14 protein-coding genes and 5 pseudogenes are annotated in these 14,393 nt (G+C 63.4%); 10 read left to right on the top strand and 9 right to left on the bottom strand.

All coding sequences use genetic code 11. The features are described 5' to 3' along the window. Together AC1DY5_RS18385 and AC1DY5_RS18380 are read right to left on the bottom strand one after the other, a co-directional pair. Positions 1 to 154, bottom strand: a pseudogene (locus AC1DY5_RS18385) (IS110 family transposase); the annotation flags it as partial. Between the two features lie 177 nt (positions 155 to 331). Then, on the bottom strand, positions 332 to 1,114 hold the full coding sequence (locus tag AC1DY5_RS18380) for a MipA/OmpV family protein (RefSeq protein WP_478113589.1): 783 nt from the start codon (positions 1,112 to 1,114) through the stop codon (positions 332 to 334). Positions 1,115 to 1,298: 184 nt separating this feature from the next. Here AC1DY5_RS18380 and AC1DY5_RS18375 point away from each other — a divergent pair. Next, positions 1,299 to 1,510 (top strand): annotated as a pseudogene (locus AC1DY5_RS18375) (FAD-binding protein); the annotation flags it as partial. Positions 1,511 to 1,633: 123 nt separating this feature from the next. Here AC1DY5_RS18375 and AC1DY5_RS18370 read toward each other — a convergent pair. Next, positions 1,634 to 2,119, bottom strand: a pseudogene (locus AC1DY5_RS18370) (IS6 family transposase); the annotation flags it as partial. Between AC1DY5_RS18370 and AC1DY5_RS18365 the strand changes: the two are divergent. Then, positions 2,104 to 2,492: pseudogene (locus AC1DY5_RS18365) on the top strand (IS5/IS1182 family transposase); the annotation flags it as partial. The pseudogenes AC1DY5_RS18370 and AC1DY5_RS18365 sit on opposite strands and share 16 nt — an antisense overlap. Before the next feature lie 87 nt (positions 2,493 to 2,579). Here AC1DY5_RS18365 and AC1DY5_RS18360 read toward each other — a convergent pair. Beyond that, positions 2,580 to 2,936, bottom strand: a complete 357-nt coding sequence (locus AC1DY5_RS18360; protein WP_478113587.1) for a cupredoxin domain-containing protein — start codon at positions 2,934 to 2,936, stop codon at positions 2,580 to 2,582. 44 nt (positions 2,937 to 2,980) lie between these two features. After that, positions 2,981 to 3,922, bottom strand: coding sequence for a metallophosphoesterase family protein (locus tag AC1DY5_RS18355; protein ID WP_478113586.1), 942 nt, complete (start codon positions 3,920 to 3,922; stop codon positions 2,981 to 2,983). 158 nt (positions 3,923 to 4,080) lie between these two features. Here AC1DY5_RS18355 and AC1DY5_RS18350 point away from each other — a divergent pair, with 158 nt between their 5' ends. Next, positions 4,081 to 4,815 (top strand): hypothetical protein, encoded by a 735-nt coding sequence (locus AC1DY5_RS18350; RefSeq protein WP_478113584.1) that lies wholly within the window; start codon positions 4,081 to 4,083, stop codon positions 4,813 to 4,815. A gap of 46 nt (positions 4,816 to 4,861) precedes the next feature. Here the strand turns inward: AC1DY5_RS18350 and AC1DY5_RS18345 are convergent, their stop codons facing one another. Continuing rightward, a complete protein-coding gene (locus AC1DY5_RS18345) occupies positions 4,862 to 5,545 on the bottom strand; it encodes an anti-sigma factor family protein (protein ID WP_478113583.1) in 684 nt (227 codons plus the stop codon). Next, positions 5,532 to 6,032, bottom strand: a complete 501-nt coding sequence (locus AC1DY5_RS18340) for a sigma-70 family RNA polymerase sigma factor (protein ID WP_478113582.1) — start codon at positions 6,030 to 6,032, stop codon at positions 5,532 to 5,534. The genes AC1DY5_RS18345 and AC1DY5_RS18340 overlap by 14 nt, the downstream gene beginning before the upstream one ends. 541 nt (positions 6,033 to 6,573) lie before the next feature. On the opposite strand from AC1DY5_RS18340, the gene AC1DY5_RS18335 reads away from it, so the two are divergent. From AC1DY5_RS18335 to AC1DY5_RS18325, 3 genes are all read left to right on the top strand, one after another. Continuing rightward, on the top strand, positions 6,574 to 7,086 hold the full coding sequence (locus tag AC1DY5_RS18335) for a DUF4148 domain-containing protein (RefSeq protein ID WP_478113580.1): 513 nt from the start codon (positions 6,574 to 6,576) through the stop codon (positions 7,084 to 7,086). A 175-nt stretch (positions 7,087 to 7,261) separates the two neighbouring features. Beyond that, positions 7,262 to 8,902, top strand: coding sequence for an adenylate/guanylate cyclase domain-containing protein (locus AC1DY5_RS18330; protein WP_478113578.1), 1,641 nt, complete (start codon positions 7,262 to 7,264; stop codon positions 8,900 to 8,902). Positions 8,903 to 9,331: 429 nt separating this feature from the next. Then, positions 9,332 to 10,258 (top strand): P-loop NTPase family protein, encoded by a 927-nt coding sequence (locus AC1DY5_RS18325; RefSeq protein ID WP_478113591.1) that lies wholly within the window; start codon positions 9,332 to 9,334, stop codon positions 10,256 to 10,258. Here AC1DY5_RS18325 and AC1DY5_RS18320 read toward each other — a convergent pair. Beyond that, positions 10,194 to 10,352, bottom strand: a pseudogene (locus AC1DY5_RS18320) (IS6 family transposase); the annotation flags it as partial. The gene AC1DY5_RS18325 and the pseudogene AC1DY5_RS18320 overlap by 65 nt on opposite strands. Before the next feature lie 238 nt (positions 10,353 to 10,590). Here AC1DY5_RS18320 and phbB point away from each other — a divergent pair. Continuing rightward, positions 10,591 to 11,337, top strand: coding sequence for an acetoacetyl-CoA reductase (gene phbB, locus AC1DY5_RS18315; RefSeq protein ID WP_478113576.1), 747 nt, complete (start codon positions 10,591 to 10,593; stop codon positions 11,335 to 11,337). Positions 11,338 to 11,467: 130 nt separating this feature from the next. Further along, positions 11,468 to 11,692 (top strand): hypothetical protein, encoded by a 225-nt coding sequence (locus AC1DY5_RS18310; protein ID WP_478113574.1) that lies wholly within the window; start codon positions 11,468 to 11,470, stop codon positions 11,690 to 11,692. Positions 11,693 to 11,862: 170 nt separating this feature from the next. On the opposite strand, the gene AC1DY5_RS18305 is transcribed toward AC1DY5_RS18310, so the two are convergent. Beyond that, positions 11,863 to 12,324 carry a phasin family protein gene (locus tag AC1DY5_RS18305; RefSeq protein ID WP_478113573.1) on the bottom strand — a complete coding sequence of 154 codons (462 nt, stop codon included), beginning with the start codon at positions 12,322 to 12,324 and terminating at the stop codon, positions 11,863 to 11,865. Positions 12,325 to 13,015: 691 nt separating this feature from the next. Between AC1DY5_RS18305 and AC1DY5_RS18300 the strand changes: the two genes are divergently transcribed. Then, positions 13,016 to 13,513: a hypothetical protein gene (locus tag AC1DY5_RS18300; protein ID WP_478113572.1), complete on the top strand. Its 498-nt coding sequence runs from the start codon at positions 13,016 to 13,018 to the stop codon at positions 13,511 to 13,513. Next, positions 13,486 to 13,884 (top strand): ATP-grasp domain-containing protein, encoded by a 399-nt coding sequence (locus AC1DY5_RS18295; protein ID WP_478113570.1) that lies wholly within the window; start codon positions 13,486 to 13,488, stop codon positions 13,882 to 13,884. The genes AC1DY5_RS18300 and AC1DY5_RS18295 overlap by 28 nt, the downstream gene beginning before the upstream one ends. Positions 13,885 to 14,393 lie beyond the last annotated feature (509 nt).

The raw sequence follows: 14,393 nt of genomic DNA, 5'->3' as shown, positions 1-14,393 counted from the left end.
CTTCCATGCCGATCACGCAGGGCGGCAGCGCGGCGATGAGCTCGAGGGTGCGCGCCACATTCGGACGCACGAGCTCGGGCTTGCCGGCTTCGTTCACTGCGTGGACGGCGAAAACGGACTTGGCGAGACCGATGCCAACGTACAAAATAGTCACGGGGCTTCCTCTTTCCGAGTGAGTTGATGGAACTTCGCAACCCCATCGTGGCACTTTGCTGCCGGCAGCCGCAATACGCAGCGGCTTAATCGGGACGGGGAGCTCCCTTTCATTCGGTTCGGATCCCTGCAACGGCGTTGGCCAGGATTGCAGGCTATCTCATGCAGGGTTGGGCCGTTACTTCAACTGATACCACAGTGTCAGCAAGAAGGTGTTCTGGGTGCGCGACATCGTCACCGGGCTGCGACCGGCGTCGCCGACCAGGCGAGCCACCAGCCACTGGCCGGACAGTTTCCAGCGTGGGTCGATGCGCACCACGGCATTGAGCGACACGTTCACGTCGCTCCAGCCGGCGCCGGGCGTGAAGACGGGCAGATTGCTCGCGACCGACTCCGCAGGCGTCACGCCGTAGTAGCTGCGCACGTACGCCCCGTTGGACCAGGTGGTACCAAGCGTCAGCCCGAGCAACACGGCGTCTCCCAATGGCGCGCCGAGGGTCGCGCCAGCCTCGAACTGCGTGCCATTCCGATCGGAGCCCGAACCGGTGAGCAAGCTCGACTGCAGCACCAGGAACTTCCACGGCTCGTAATTGAGGAACAGGCCGGCGCCGAGCCGRTTGCCGACATCGTCCAGCCGGCGAGCACGCGAGAGGTCGTCGTTGCGACCGAAGACGGGCCAAAGTCGCGCGCCGAACTGCAGGTCTTCGCGCTTCGAGAAATTCCAGCCGGCGCCGATGTCCGTCGAGACGAAGCCCCCGGTTGTCGATTGGAAGTCGACGCCCAGGAGCGGCAGGGTCTTGGTCCGATCCGATCCGGGCGCTTCTGGATAGCCGGCCAACGCTGGACCTATTGCCAGCGTGTAGCCTTCCTTGGGCGGTGCACCAATGAGGATCAAGCCGCCCAACGCGTGGGCGAGGGCCGGGAAGAAGAGCAATAGGGCGAGCAACAGGCGATGGCGCATTCGGGATTCTTTACATGGAATTCTCTGCCCCGTGCATGCGAGACAGTGCTGGCTTCAGCCAGGCGGGCCGCCGATCGTATCAAGGACAGCAACGCGTTTCCGTTTGACACACTGCTTGGTCAGAGCGCCGTGGCCACATTCCTCTCGACCCTAAATGCACGCGGGCGTAGCGCAAGAGTCGGTTATGGTTCGCCCCGTTTGTGATCCGCACAAAGAGCGGCGACCCTTGATTTTTCATGTATTCGACGTGCCCATCGTCGGCAGCGGGCTGGCTGGGTTGAGCACCGCGCTGCACGCGGCACCCACGCATCGCGTGGCCATCATCATCATCAGCAAGCGCTGCAAGACGACGCCAGTCATTGGGCTCAAGGCGGCGCCCCCGCGGTGCTGGCGGAAAAGCAATGTCCGTTCACCTTTTCATCGAGAGAACGAGCCTTCACCATGTTCCGCACCTGCTCAAATCGGTTCTGGTGCAAATTTTCCGTACGGCCGAACGGCTTCGTGAGTGCGTTGCGCCGGTCAGGCCGAAAGCACTGCGTTCCAGATTTCGGACGCGGCCTGGCCCGCAGTACACAGCCGACCCAGGTTGAACTGGCCTTTCCGGATGCGATGCAGCAACTCCGACGCCAGTAATGAYCACTGCCGCGCGTTCGAAAAGCTGCTCGAGCAGGGGCTTGATGCGCGACTTGACGCCTCGTTGAATCTGCTCGACCAGATTGTTCAAGTATCGAGATGATCGCAGCCGAGTGTCTTTCCAGCGAGGGCTCTGCTCGGGCAACTCCCGCGCTGCGATGATGCGATGCGGCGTAGCCGTCCAGGGTGAGGCTGACCGGAGGCCGTCCTTGAATCTTCAGCGACTTGCGAAAGAAGGCCTTGGCCGCCTTCACATCGCGGTTGGCGCTCAGGCGAACATCGACCTGTCTGGCCTGCTCGATCGACGGCACGATAGGGATAGGCCCACCTGCCGCGGATCTTCACATAGGTTTCGTCGACTCGCCAGGAGCGGCCGGCCTTGCGAGCGAATCGCCGACAACCGTTACGGCCTGGTCGTCAACGCCATGGTCACGCAGGCCGACGGCTGTGCCGAACGTGAAGCGGCCAAGGTCATGATCAGCGACCCACGTCGAGCAGCCGCGATTGCGGATACCGAGGTCACGCTCGGGGCCGGCAAGGACGATGACGCGGCCGAGTTCATCGCGGCGCTGCATCGCATGAAATTCACGCCGGATGTGACGCAGAGCAAATTGGGACGTCGCTCGGCGGTGGAAGACGAGATCGCCCAGAGCGAGGGCTATGCGATCTCGCAACGCAAGCCAAAACTCGATCGAGCAGGGCTCGGCTGGCCCAGTTCTTCGGCCCCATCCGGCAGGTGATGGTGTCGCTGCATTGAGGACGCTACTCTGGGTCTATCGCCGAGGTTTGTAGCCTGATGCGCGGCCCCGCGCTGGGACGACCGCGGGGCCATCTATGGCTTGTGCACGTGGACAACGCCGGTCATGAACGGATGCACGGTGCAGTAGTAGGCGTAGTCGCCTTCCTTTGAAAAGGTAACCTCGTACCGATCGTCGGTGTCCATTGCTTTCGAGGCGATGACCTTTTCCTGGCCCGGCGCGCTGGCAACAGTGTGTGGCACCTCGTCGTGATTGACCCAGCGCACTTTGGATCCGGGCGCAATCGTGATCTCCTTGGGCCCGAAGACGAACTTGCTGACGTCGACGGTCATCGCGGCGTCCGCCGCAAGGCCAGCCGAAGGACTCAACGCGCCGCAAGCGACCAGCGCAAACAGTGCGCCCCAACGATTCAGACAGAGTTGATCGAACATGGCGTGGCTCCTCGAATTGGTCGTGAGATAAAGTCGGGATGGGCTCAGCCTTCGAGGGGCCGGTCGACCATGGCAAGCTCGCTCTTGCCGCGGACCAGGCTGATTTGCCGAGTGCCGAGCAGCTTGCCGAGCTCACCGGCGGGGACTTTGACCGGGCCGGGCTCGCCAATCCCCTCCTGGCCTGGCTTGGGCAACGGATAGGCGAGCGACATCGCCGTGTGCAGCGCAACGCTGCCCTCGACTTTTTGCAGCACCTGGTGAATATGCCCGTTGAGTACGGTGACCGATCCATACGGGCGCAGAAGCGCAAGCGCCTGGTCAGAATCGGCGGTGCCCCAGCCCCAAGGTTCCCAAACCGTCCAGAGCGGAATGTGCGCCATGACGACGATCGGCGTCGAGCGCGAGACACCGGCGAGATCGCTCTTGACCCAGGCCAGTTGCTCGTCGCCCAGTGCGGCTAGAGTGCCTGCCTTGAAGTTGAGCACATTGTTCAGCCCGATGAAGTGCACGCCGCCCTGATCGAAGCTGTACCAAGCGCGGCCCTTGCCGTCGTGGTCGAAGAACTTCAGGTAGCCGGTGACACCATCGTCGATCGTGTCGTGCTCACCCGGTACGGTATGGACGCGGTCGACGCGAATCTCCTTGAGGATTTCCTTGGCGCTGCCGAATTCCTCGGCTTTTGACAAGTGGCTGACATCGCCCGTATGCACGACGAATGCAGGAGCCTGAGGCAGCGCATTGATGTCGGCGATGGCGCGGCGAAAGCTGCCGACGACATCGGGGTTGGCCTCCTTGTGAAAGCCAATGTGGGTGTCGCTGATCTGTACGAAGGTCAGCGCATCGCGTGCAGCGACTGGCGGCATGCCAGTACCGGTTGCACCCAGGGCGCGCGGTATGCCGCCGCTCACGGTCCAGACGACGGCTGCGCCGCCCCATGCGGATAGACAACTGAGGGCGCGACGTCGGCCCGGATCGTACGTATTCATGAACTGCTCCTGTCAATGGGTTGAAGGTCGTTGCAAAGGCAATACGTAGCAAGGCAGAGATTTATTCCCGCCTTTTGCGCGAGTGCGCACTCGCCCGCGGAATAGTTTCCGTTCGGGCGCAGTCATCGCTTCATGTGTGTTGACAACAGGACTCGCATATGACCTTGACCGCCCATCACCTGCGCCTGGGTTCGGGTGTGGTGCTCATGAGCTACATCTCGCTGCACCTGTTTAACCACATGCTGGGCATCGTGTCGTTGGCGCTCGCGGAGGCTGGGTTGCGCTTGTCGATCCGGCTGTGGCAAAGCGCGCCGGGCACAGCGGCACTGTACGGTGCGTTCGCGCTGCACTTTGCGCTTGCATTGCGCACGATCTACCAACGCCGCGAATGGCATTTGCCGGCCACAGAGTGGCTTCGTCTGTGGTCGGGCTTCAGCCTTCCTCTGCTGCTGATCGGCCACGCCGTGAACACGCGGCTAGCGACGTCCTTCTACGCTTTCGAGCCGAGTTACGAAAAGATCATCGCCGGACTGATCTCGGGCGGCACGCAGGGTTGGCAGATCGCGCTGCTCGCGCCAGGCTGGGTGCATGGTTGCCTGGGCCTGTGGATCACGGCGCGTCATCGCGTTCCATTGCGCCGCGCCCGGCTCGTATTGGCCGCGATTCTCGTTGTGGTGCCGCTGCTCTCGGCTGCGGGGTTCATACGCATGAGCCGCAGCATCGAGCCTCGCGCAGCCATCCTTGTGACACATGCGGCAGAGACGCGCCCTCGTGCGGCGGCGCTCGCTGCATGGCGTCGAGCCCTGCTGGGCACTTACCTGTCGCTGCTCGCCGGCTCGTTTGTAGCCGGCCGATGGCGCGATGCGAAGAGGAGCGACTCGGCAGCGCCGTGATTTGGGGCGGTCGCCCGCGGCAGAAAACAGCGCGCCACCGGGGCTACTATCCGGCGTCGGGCGCTGCCAGGCGCTTGCGTACCAGCCCCGTGAAGGTTTGCAACTCCGCGGCATTCATGTCTGATACTGCCCAGGCATGCATTCCGGCCCGTCGCCAGTGCACGATGTTGTAGCCCTGTCGCACGAGCAATTCGGGTGGGACTGACTCGCTGTCAGGCGTCGGCCAGACGAACAGGTTGATGACGTGCGGTCCGGCCTGATAGACCAGCGCAGCGACAGCCCGACCGTCCAGGTAGTCGAGCCGGCCGCCTGTCAGCGGGAAGCCTTCGGCCGCGAGGTCGATGACCGGCGGGGAGAAGTCGAGCTTGCCGGCAAACCACGGTTTGACGGTGTGATGGTCGGACGAGGCAACGTCCACCAAGTGAGACCCCATCAGTGAGCGGACATGGCTGGCCATCACGGCATCGCGCGTCAGGTCCTGCGCGGGCACCACGAGCAGGCTGAAAGCAATGCCCCAGGCGCTCGCGGCGCCGGCGCCGTATACGGCGGCCGCCTCCAGCCAGCGACGCCAGCGCGCCGCGACCGGACTCGCTGCGGGAGGCGTCGGCGTCGGCGCGGCCGCTGTCCGCACTTGGGCCAGGATGCGGCCAGTCAACCCGGCAGGTGGTGCGTACCGAGTGGCCTCKCTCCGGATCAGCGTCCCGAGGGCGTCGTCTTCATGCGTTCGCATCGCGCCTCCTTGCTGCAATTGTGGTTCCATGCTCGGCCCGCAGCGCCTCGCGCAGCAGGGCACGGGCACGCGACAGGCGTGACATCACCGTTCCGAGCGGGATGCCGGCGACCCGCGCGATGTCCTCATACGACATCTCCTCCAACTCGCGCAGCACGATCACTTCGCGGAACGCCGGTGCAAGCGCCTCGATCGCCGCATTGACGCGCTTGCCGAGGACATGCTTGTCCCACAGGTCGGCAGGATCGACGCTGCTGTCCGGCCACGCAGCCGTGGCCAGACCGGTGATTTCGCTGTCGCGCATTTCGTCGAACTCGATCTGATCGCCCAGACGGCGTCGTTCGCGCATGCAGTCGTAGCAGGTGTTGCGCACGATGCCCATCAACCAGGGTCTGGCATCTTCGCCGCGCAGATCGTCGAAAAAGCGCAAGGCGCGCAAGTAGGCGTCCTGCACTGCGTCTTCGGCCTGCTGCGCGTCGCGCAGCAACCAGCGCGCCAGGTTGTAGGCGGCAGGAAGGTGCATCAAGGTTGCGGCCTCGAATTGGCGGGTGCGATCCATCATGGGTTTCTTCCTTGCATGACGGGGCCGGGCGCCGGGTTATTCCGGGCGTGTGTCGGGTTTTCGATCCGTCATGCGTGCTGAAAGTTCTGTTCCGTTCCCGCTCCAACCGCGCAACTGCACAGGAGGCAGCCACTTCAAGTCGTTTCCGGTAGTTGTTCACGCTTTCAGGAGCAATGCATGCGAGGGCATGGGTCGCCGTTGTTCAGCCAGGAATATTCCGCGGACCACCTCCGTACTGCACCAAGAGGCTGAGAGGCCTCAACCACGGCACAGGCGGTGCCGCTCAACCCAGGAGATCAGCATGTGTACATTCGATCCAAAATCTTTCCCCCAAGCCGGCTCGGCAGTTGCCGGTCCGCAACTCCAGGCCAACGAGGGCGATGCTCGAACGCTTCAAGGTGCAAGCGCGTGCGCGACAAGACGCGATGCGCCTGGCCGCTGGCAGTTCGCTCGCGCCACTGGCACCTTGTTCCTTCTCGCTGCACTCGGCGCAGCAGTCCATGCCGAAGGGGGCATGACGCGCGCGCAGGTCAAGGCCGAGCTGGCCGAAGCGATGCGAACGGGCAACATGCTCGCCTCGGGCGAAAGCGGCTTGACCCTCAGGGAGCTGAACCCGCGGGGCTATCCTGCCCCGGTTGTGGCAGAGGGCAAGACGCGCGCACAGGTCAGAACGGAACTGGCCGCCGCGATCCGAACGGGCGACATCATGGCCAATGACGAGAGCGGGCTGAGCGTCAACGAGGAGCACCCGCAGCTCTACCGTGCGCAGGTTGTGGCTGCGGGGAAGACCCGCGCTCAGGTCAAGGCCGAATTGGTCGAAGCGATCCGAACGGGCGACATGCTCGCGAATGACGAAACCGGCCTGAGGCTCAATGAGGAGCGCCCGCAGCGCTACGCCAAAGCGCGGGCGACAAATGGCGACGCGTCTCGGCTGGTGGCCGCTGAGGCACCCTCGGCCTCGGGCGGCGCCACGCAGTGACGCGTTCACTCAGGCCGGCCGGAGTCCGCCGCGGCCGGCCTGCGTCGCTCGACCCCGTGCAGCGGAGCGGCCGGCGCTGCCGCATAATTCGCGCGGGGGCACCATGCCAGGCTTCAGACTTCTCCGAACCCTGCGCCCGGCCGGAGCGCGCTCGGTTCGGCTGGCGAGCGGGCTCGTGCTGTTTGGCTATATCGGGACTCACCTGCTGAATCATTCGCTCGGCAATGCCTCTCTCGCATGGCTCGAGCGAGGCCTGGTGGTGCAGAAGTTCGTCTGGCAGGGGTGGCTTGGCACGACCTTCCTGTACAGCGCCCTGGTCATGCACTTCTTCCTGGGCCTATGGGCCCTGTATGAACGGCGCTCGCTGCATTGGACTCCGAGCGAGGTGGCGCAGCTCACTCTGGGCTTGTGCATTCCGCCGCTGCTTGCCAACCACCTCGTGAACACGCGAGTCGCCTTTGCCGAGTTCGGCTTGAACAAGGGCTATGCCCAACTGCTGTACTCGCTCTGGATCGCTCAGCCAGCGTTCGGCTGGGTGCAGCTGATGCTGCTCGTGGTTGCGTGGCTGCATGGGTGCTACGGCATCTGGTTCTGGTTGCGTTTGAAACCATGGTTCGGGGCTTGGCGCAGTGTGCTGCTGAGCGTTGCAGTGCTATTGCCGGTGCTTGCCTTGCTGGGCTATCTGCAAGGCGGCCGCGAGGTGATGGCGCTGGCCCAGAACCCGGACTGGCGCGCGCAAGCCCTGGCGCAGACTGTCGTCGGGACGGCAGCGCAAAATCGCTGGCTCGTCGATTTGCGCAATGACTTTTTTCTCTTCGATGGTGGCGCGCTGCTGCTGGTGCTCTCGGCGCGAGGGACGCGTGCGCTGTGGGAGCGCAGGAATGGGCGATTTTGCGTGCGCTATCCGGAGGGAAGTCAAGTCCACGCGCCATTCGGATTTTCGGTGTTGGACGCAAGCCGGATGGGTGGCATACCTCACGCGAGCGCCTGCGGGGGCCGCGCCCGATGCTCGTTGTGCCAGGTGCGCGTGGTCAGTGATGTGGTGCTCCCGGCGCCAGCGGAGGCGGAACGGCGCGTGCTGGAGCGGCTCGGCGCTGATTGGCGATACGTGCGCCTCGCATGCCAGTTGCGTCCGAAAGCCGATCTTGCCGTGTGGCCCCTGATACCGCCGGCGGCATCCGCGGCCTTCCAGCAGGGGAGCCGATGGGGCGCCATGCCGCAAGAGAGATTCGGCGCGTTCATGTTCGTGGACATGCGTGATTCCACACGGCTCGCAGCGGTGCAATTGCCGTTCGACAGCCTGTTCTTCGTCAGTCGTTTCCTGGGTGCGGCCTGCGCCGCCGTGGTGCAGCAAGGCGGGCTGCCAAACCAGTTCCTGGGCGACGGGGTCCTCGCCATATTCGGTCTGGATACCGAGCCTGCCACCGCATGCCGCCAGGCGCTGAGCGCGGTGCCACTGGTGGCGATGAACGTCGCGGCGCTGAACAAGGCGATCGAACCCCAGTTGCTGCAGCCCATACGATTTGGCATCGGAGTGCATTGCGGGCGCGCGGTCATGGGTGAGATCGGTTTTCGCGAGCACGTGACATTCACGGCGTTGGGGGACGCGTTGAACGTGGCCTCCAGGCTTCAGCAGTTGACAAGGGACGTCGGCTGCGAGGCCATCGTCTCGGACGCGGTGTTCCGGCACGCCGGGGTTTCGGCAACCGGCCTGACGCCGCTCAATGCGCGCCTGCGAGGCCGTGATGAGGCAGTGTGTGTCCGTGTGTTGCCCGATGCGCGGCAGATGCCTCGCGTGGACGGCGTTGACGCTTGATCTGGCCTTGGACGTGTAGAACAAAGTAAATCTGATACCGGCCACGCGCGCCGTTTTGCCTATGGGCGGTTGCTCTTGTGGTCCCAGATTTACCGCCGCAAGGATGAAAGTAAATCTGGTACTTCGCAACAGCGCAAACCAAATTTGATACTTCGCGAATCCAAGGACGCAAGGGCTGCGTAAGACATTGAATCATGAGGAGTTTCGCGCCCCGCTTCTCGACGCCGTTGGACGCGCCACGTCCGCGCGGTGCACCGCTGCTGGAAGGCTTCAGCCCTAAACTTGGCAGGCGAGTCCGCCTGTTCGATCGCACGACGTTCGATCGATGGCTTCGCCTGGAGGCCGATCCAACGGTGCTGTGCTTCTGCGAACGTCCCGTGCGCTTGGGCCCTGCTCTCGGGTCTCGCCTCGCTGACTTCTGGGTTTAGCGTGAAGAAGGCGAACTGTTGCTTCTCGTCGACGACGGTCACGATGAACTCAGTTCCCCTACGGCAAGTGACATCCATCCCGCTGCAACGCGTTGCTGCCGCTGACCTCGCCGCCGCGGCGATATGGATCGACAACTGGCAGCGCATGCTGCCAACGATCATCTCTACGCCGAGGGGGCCGTTCTTCGCCAACCTCTTGGAGGCCGTCGGCCATCCGGAGCCAGACAGTGGCTCGAACTCCGCCAAACGCATGCGCCTGATCAACAAGATCAAGGAGGCTTGCGCGCGCAGTGGCGGCGGCACGGTGGCACTGTTCTGCGACGAGGCGCAGCGCTACGATGAGAACGAGTACGAGTGGCTGCGCGATGTGCACGACCATCTGGATAGACTTCAGATCCGCCTGCTCACCTTCTTGGTCGGCCAGCAGGAATTGCTGCTGGCCGTGAAGACGGCCCTGCAACGCGCGAAGAAGACGCAGTTCGTCGGGCGGCTGATGGTCGAGGTGCTCGCCTTCTTCGGCATCCGCAACGTGGGCGATGTGGCGACCAGCCTCAATGGCTACGATCAAACCTGTTTCCCGCGAACAAGCGATTGGAGCTTCATCCGCTTATATCTGCCGCGGGCGGTGGCCGAAGGCTACCGCCTCGTCGACGATGCGCCCCTTCTGTGGACGCCTTCGAGGAGTTGCATCACAAGCACGCTCTTCCCGGGCCACTTGAGATTCCGATGGAATCGTTCACCCGCGCGGTGGAGATCGTGCTCAAGGACAGCGAGTTGCGCGATGCGCCGGGCTACCAGGCCGACCCTGCCTTATGGAGCGTGGCCGTGCGCAGTTGCGGCTACATCCAATCGCGACAAGCGGTCAGCATCGTTGTGTGGGCCAGCGCCAGCCCACGCTCGGCCATCATCTCCACCAGACTCAGCTTGAAACGCAGGTACCAGCGAACGCACACGACGATGATTTCACGCTCGAAGTGCCGGCCCTTGAACAGTTCGTCCATGCTTTGCAGCCTCTGCGCCATCGATCGACCTCAGTTCAGAGGCCACAGCCTACCGGAGGCGCGAATTGCACCGGAGCCCGCCAGTCGACCTCTGGCCGCGTAGCAACTCGGGTCCCGACTGCCCAGGCGAGCATACTGGCGTTCTTTCGCCGCTCTTTGGCATCCCGCTCGCGGGTGTGTGGCCGCAGACCGCGATGGCGTTGTCGTGGCGCTGACGATCGAGCGCTGAATCTTTTTCATTTACCAGAAGGAGACCAAGATGAGCAAGCAAAAAGTGGTATTAGTGACAGGCGGCATGGGCGGTCTGGGCGAGACGATCTCCACCAAGATGGTCGATGCCGGCTACAAGGTGGTCGTGACCTACTCGCCGGGCAACAGCAAGCATGGCGAGTGGGTGAAGGACATGAAGGCCAAGGGCTACGACATCACGGCCGTGGCCTGCGATGTCTCCGACTTCGATTCCTGCACCAAGGCAGTTGCCGAAGCGCAGAGCAAGGTCGGCCCTGTCGACGTGCTGGTCAACAACGCCGGAATCACCCGCGACACCACCTTCAAGAAGATGGACAAGGTCAACTGGGATGCGGTCCTGCGTACCAACCTCGACAGCCTGTTCAACATGACCAAGCAGGTGGCCGACGGCATGGTCGATCGCTGCTGGGGCCGCGTCATCAATATCTCGTCGGTCAACGGCTCGAAGGGGGCATTCGGCCAGACCAACTACTCGGCCGCCAAGGCCGGTGTGCATGGCTTCACCAAGGCGTTGGCCCTCGAAGTCGCCCGCAAGAACGTGACCGTTAACACCATCTCGCCGGGCTACATCGGCACCAAGATGGTCACGGCCATTCCCGAAGAAGTGCTGAACACGAAAATTCTCCCGCACATTCCGGTCGGCCGCCTCGGAAAGCCAGAAGAGGTGGCGGGCCTCGTCATCTACCTCGCCTCGGAGGAAGCCGCATTCATCACCGGCGCCAACATTGCGATCAACGGCGGACAGCACATGCAGTGAGCACGCTGCCGAAGTGAGTAAATCAACTTGGCCAACATCCGGCGCTGGGCCTCGTTCATCGGCTGGTCAATCGTATGCGTCTGGCCGTGGCATCATGAGGTGACGTGGCCGGTGGCTGAGCATCGCGTCCATGATGAACATGGTGGATGCGGGTTGGGCGAAGGCACTGGTGTTCTCCTCGCGCTGGCTCGGCGTCGTCGTGCTGACCGTGTTCATTTTCGGTCGATCAGCGGCCGTGTCGGCGCGGCGCCGGGCGTCGACCTGGTCGACCTCAGCCGGCGGGCTGCCACCGGTGGGGCAGCATTCCTCGATTCGGCTGTTCAACTGCATCGGCAGCCGGGTGAGGACAGGGTGAGGACGTCCTTTAGGTAGGCCCAGGGTGCGCCTTGTCTTCCCGCATCAGTGCCACCGCCAGGCGAATCGGCACCATGTGCAATCCGCAGTGTCGACGACCTCAGTATGAGGACTGTCAAGGCCGGGTATTGCTTGCATGTCCAGGCAAGCCCTTGTAGACGCTCTCTACCCCTACTTGGGTTGCATTTGCTTTGTGAACTCCTGAACGTGCTCGTTGGCTCGCTCGGTCATGTGGGCGATCGCGGCGGACTGCGACTGACGCGCCATCTCGGCAAGCTCGGTCATGTCGGCCACCACCGACTCAAAGGCTCTTCGGGCAATCTCGGCTTGCCTCGTAGGATCGGCGCCAGCACTGGCGGCGGCGGCCGCTTGCATTGCTTGCATTGCCCGGGTGAACATTTCAGTTTGCTTTTGGACCATCGACTGTATGCCCTGGTAGGCCAACCTGTTGGCCTCGACCAGCGCCTCGACGTTCTTTCGTTGCGCTTCGACCATGGACGCCATGTCCACGCCTGGCATCCTGAACTGCTCGAACATCGTCGTCATACTGCCAAACGGGTTGATCACACCTGGCATCTTGAATTGCTCGAACATCGTCGCGATACTTCCAAATGGGTTGATCTCATTCGCCATGACCTGTCTCCTTTAGAGGGTTGGGGTTGGGGTTGGGTGCAGAAGCTGCACCGGCTCGGGCACGATGTTGTGCTGCCGTGCTGCTCCAGCTGTTAAACCCAATTTCAATGCTTCAGTGGACTAGCCGCCGCTTGACCCTTGCCAGCGTCGATCAACGCCGGCATCGATCCGGACACGGCGAAGCCCGGGCGCTCGGCGCGGACAGTCGCACTCTAGGGCTTCTGCGGCACCGGGGCAACTGGAGCGACCGGGGACTGTGGCTGGGGCACGACGACAATTTGCTGCTGCTGTGGCGAGCCGATCTGGGTGATAGGCGCGCGACAAACAAGATGAGAGGCGCATTGACTCATCTGATTTGCTACCGCTGATGACCCCGTTGCCTCACGTATCTTGCTACCCGTCGGATGGGCCGACGGGGGCACAACGTGACGAGGCAAAGGCGAATCAGCATGGCAATACGCAAGGAGTTGATAGAGGCCGTGGGCGCGCGCTACCGACAGGCGCGGGCACGGGAGAGGACGACGATCCTCAATGAGTTCGTGGCGTTAACGCGGCAAGGTTAGGCCGTGAGAACTCTTCAACGCACCGCTTTCGACGGGCCCCGCGCCGCTGCCATTCCCGCCCCAGTGGGATCGCCCGTGCTGGCGGTCCTGCAGCAGGAATCGACGACCGAAGTGCGAACGGGCTACTGGTGGCCACGCTGAGCGGGATGCCCACCCAGCGGATCTCGCTCAAGGCCCTCGAGGCGAACCTGGAAATTCGCGCGGCCCTGACCAACTACACGGGCGACATTTTCCCGGTGGGCACGGTCGAGTTCGTACGCGCTGCCATGGGCGTGCGCGGCGTGCCGGAACTGGAGGCCATGGGTTATGACCCGGTCACGGACTTCCTACGCCGCGAGATCCGCGCCGGGGTCCTCTCTGAGCTGAAGGCCCTCCAGGAACCGATCTTCGTGAAGCCGGTGGCCACGAAGGCCTTCTCCGGCTTCGTTTATGACCCCCGCCCCGGCGCCAAGCATTCCGATTACCAGCGCGAGCAGCTCGCCGCGATCGCGAAGCTGAAGACCAGCACCCTGTCTGGCTTTCTGGGGTGGTCGAGTTCGTGTGCGAATGCCCTCCTACGTGGACGCCGCTGGCTGAATCCTCGCCCGGGCCCGCTACGATGCCGATGGCGCCGACGACGCGCCTGAACCCACCGCAGAGGTGGTCCAGAACGCCATCAACAGCACCCGTCTCGTACCTCGAGGCGCGTGGCAACGCCCATCCCTTTGCGGTTGACGTCGGCGTCCTGGCGAACGGCCGCACTGCCATCGTGGAGCTGTCGGATGCCTGGGCCCTCGGCCTCTACGCCCACGCCCGCACGCCGGCGGGCACCGCCTGGAAGCCCCAGGACTACATCGAATTCCTGCAGCAGCGCTGGCGCTCGATCATCGCCTACACGCAGCTGCGTGCGGCCAAGGAGACCGCCCAGCGCCTGGCCGAGGCTGGCCCAGTCGTCGGCAAGCCAGGCTCTGGCGCCAGCAGGGCAGCAGCGTTCCTCGCCGATGAAGGTTTGGAATAAAGATCGTGGATGCCCCGTCCGACATGGCGGTTCAGGAAATCCGCATTTCCGTTGAATTCCTCACGGGAAAGTTCCTCGAAAACTGCGCAAGGCGCAGGAGATCTCTGGTTGTTTCAACTCGAAAAGTCCGTTGCGAGATCGTGACGGTGCGTCGGCCTCGACGGTCAATCGCCCCATCGTGGAGCCAGGGGCCGTAGTCCTTGTCGGTCAGCAGCGTCACAGCAGCGCCCCATTACCCCAAGGTTCCGCAGGATAAGCCGCAGCACACCAGCATCCGGAACAAGCCAAATGGCTGCGGAAAGCGCATCATCCGTCATTCACGAACCCACGGTGCGGACTGTGTGCGAGGCAGAGCATGACATGGTTCAAGAAGGTTTTCTGGATCGGCGCTGGGCTTGGCGTCGTGGGTGCGCTTGCCGCATTCACGGTGGACGAATTGAAGACTTCCCGGCTGCAATCGGCCCTGTGGGTGGCGCGACCTCGCCAGCGGTGCCCGCTTCAGCGTCGAC

Source organism: Variovorax sp. P4_D9 (genome assembly GCF_056401695.1).
The sequence above is the reverse complement of the archived record's forward strand: the minus strand, read 5'-3'. Positions and strand labels throughout refer to the sequence as shown.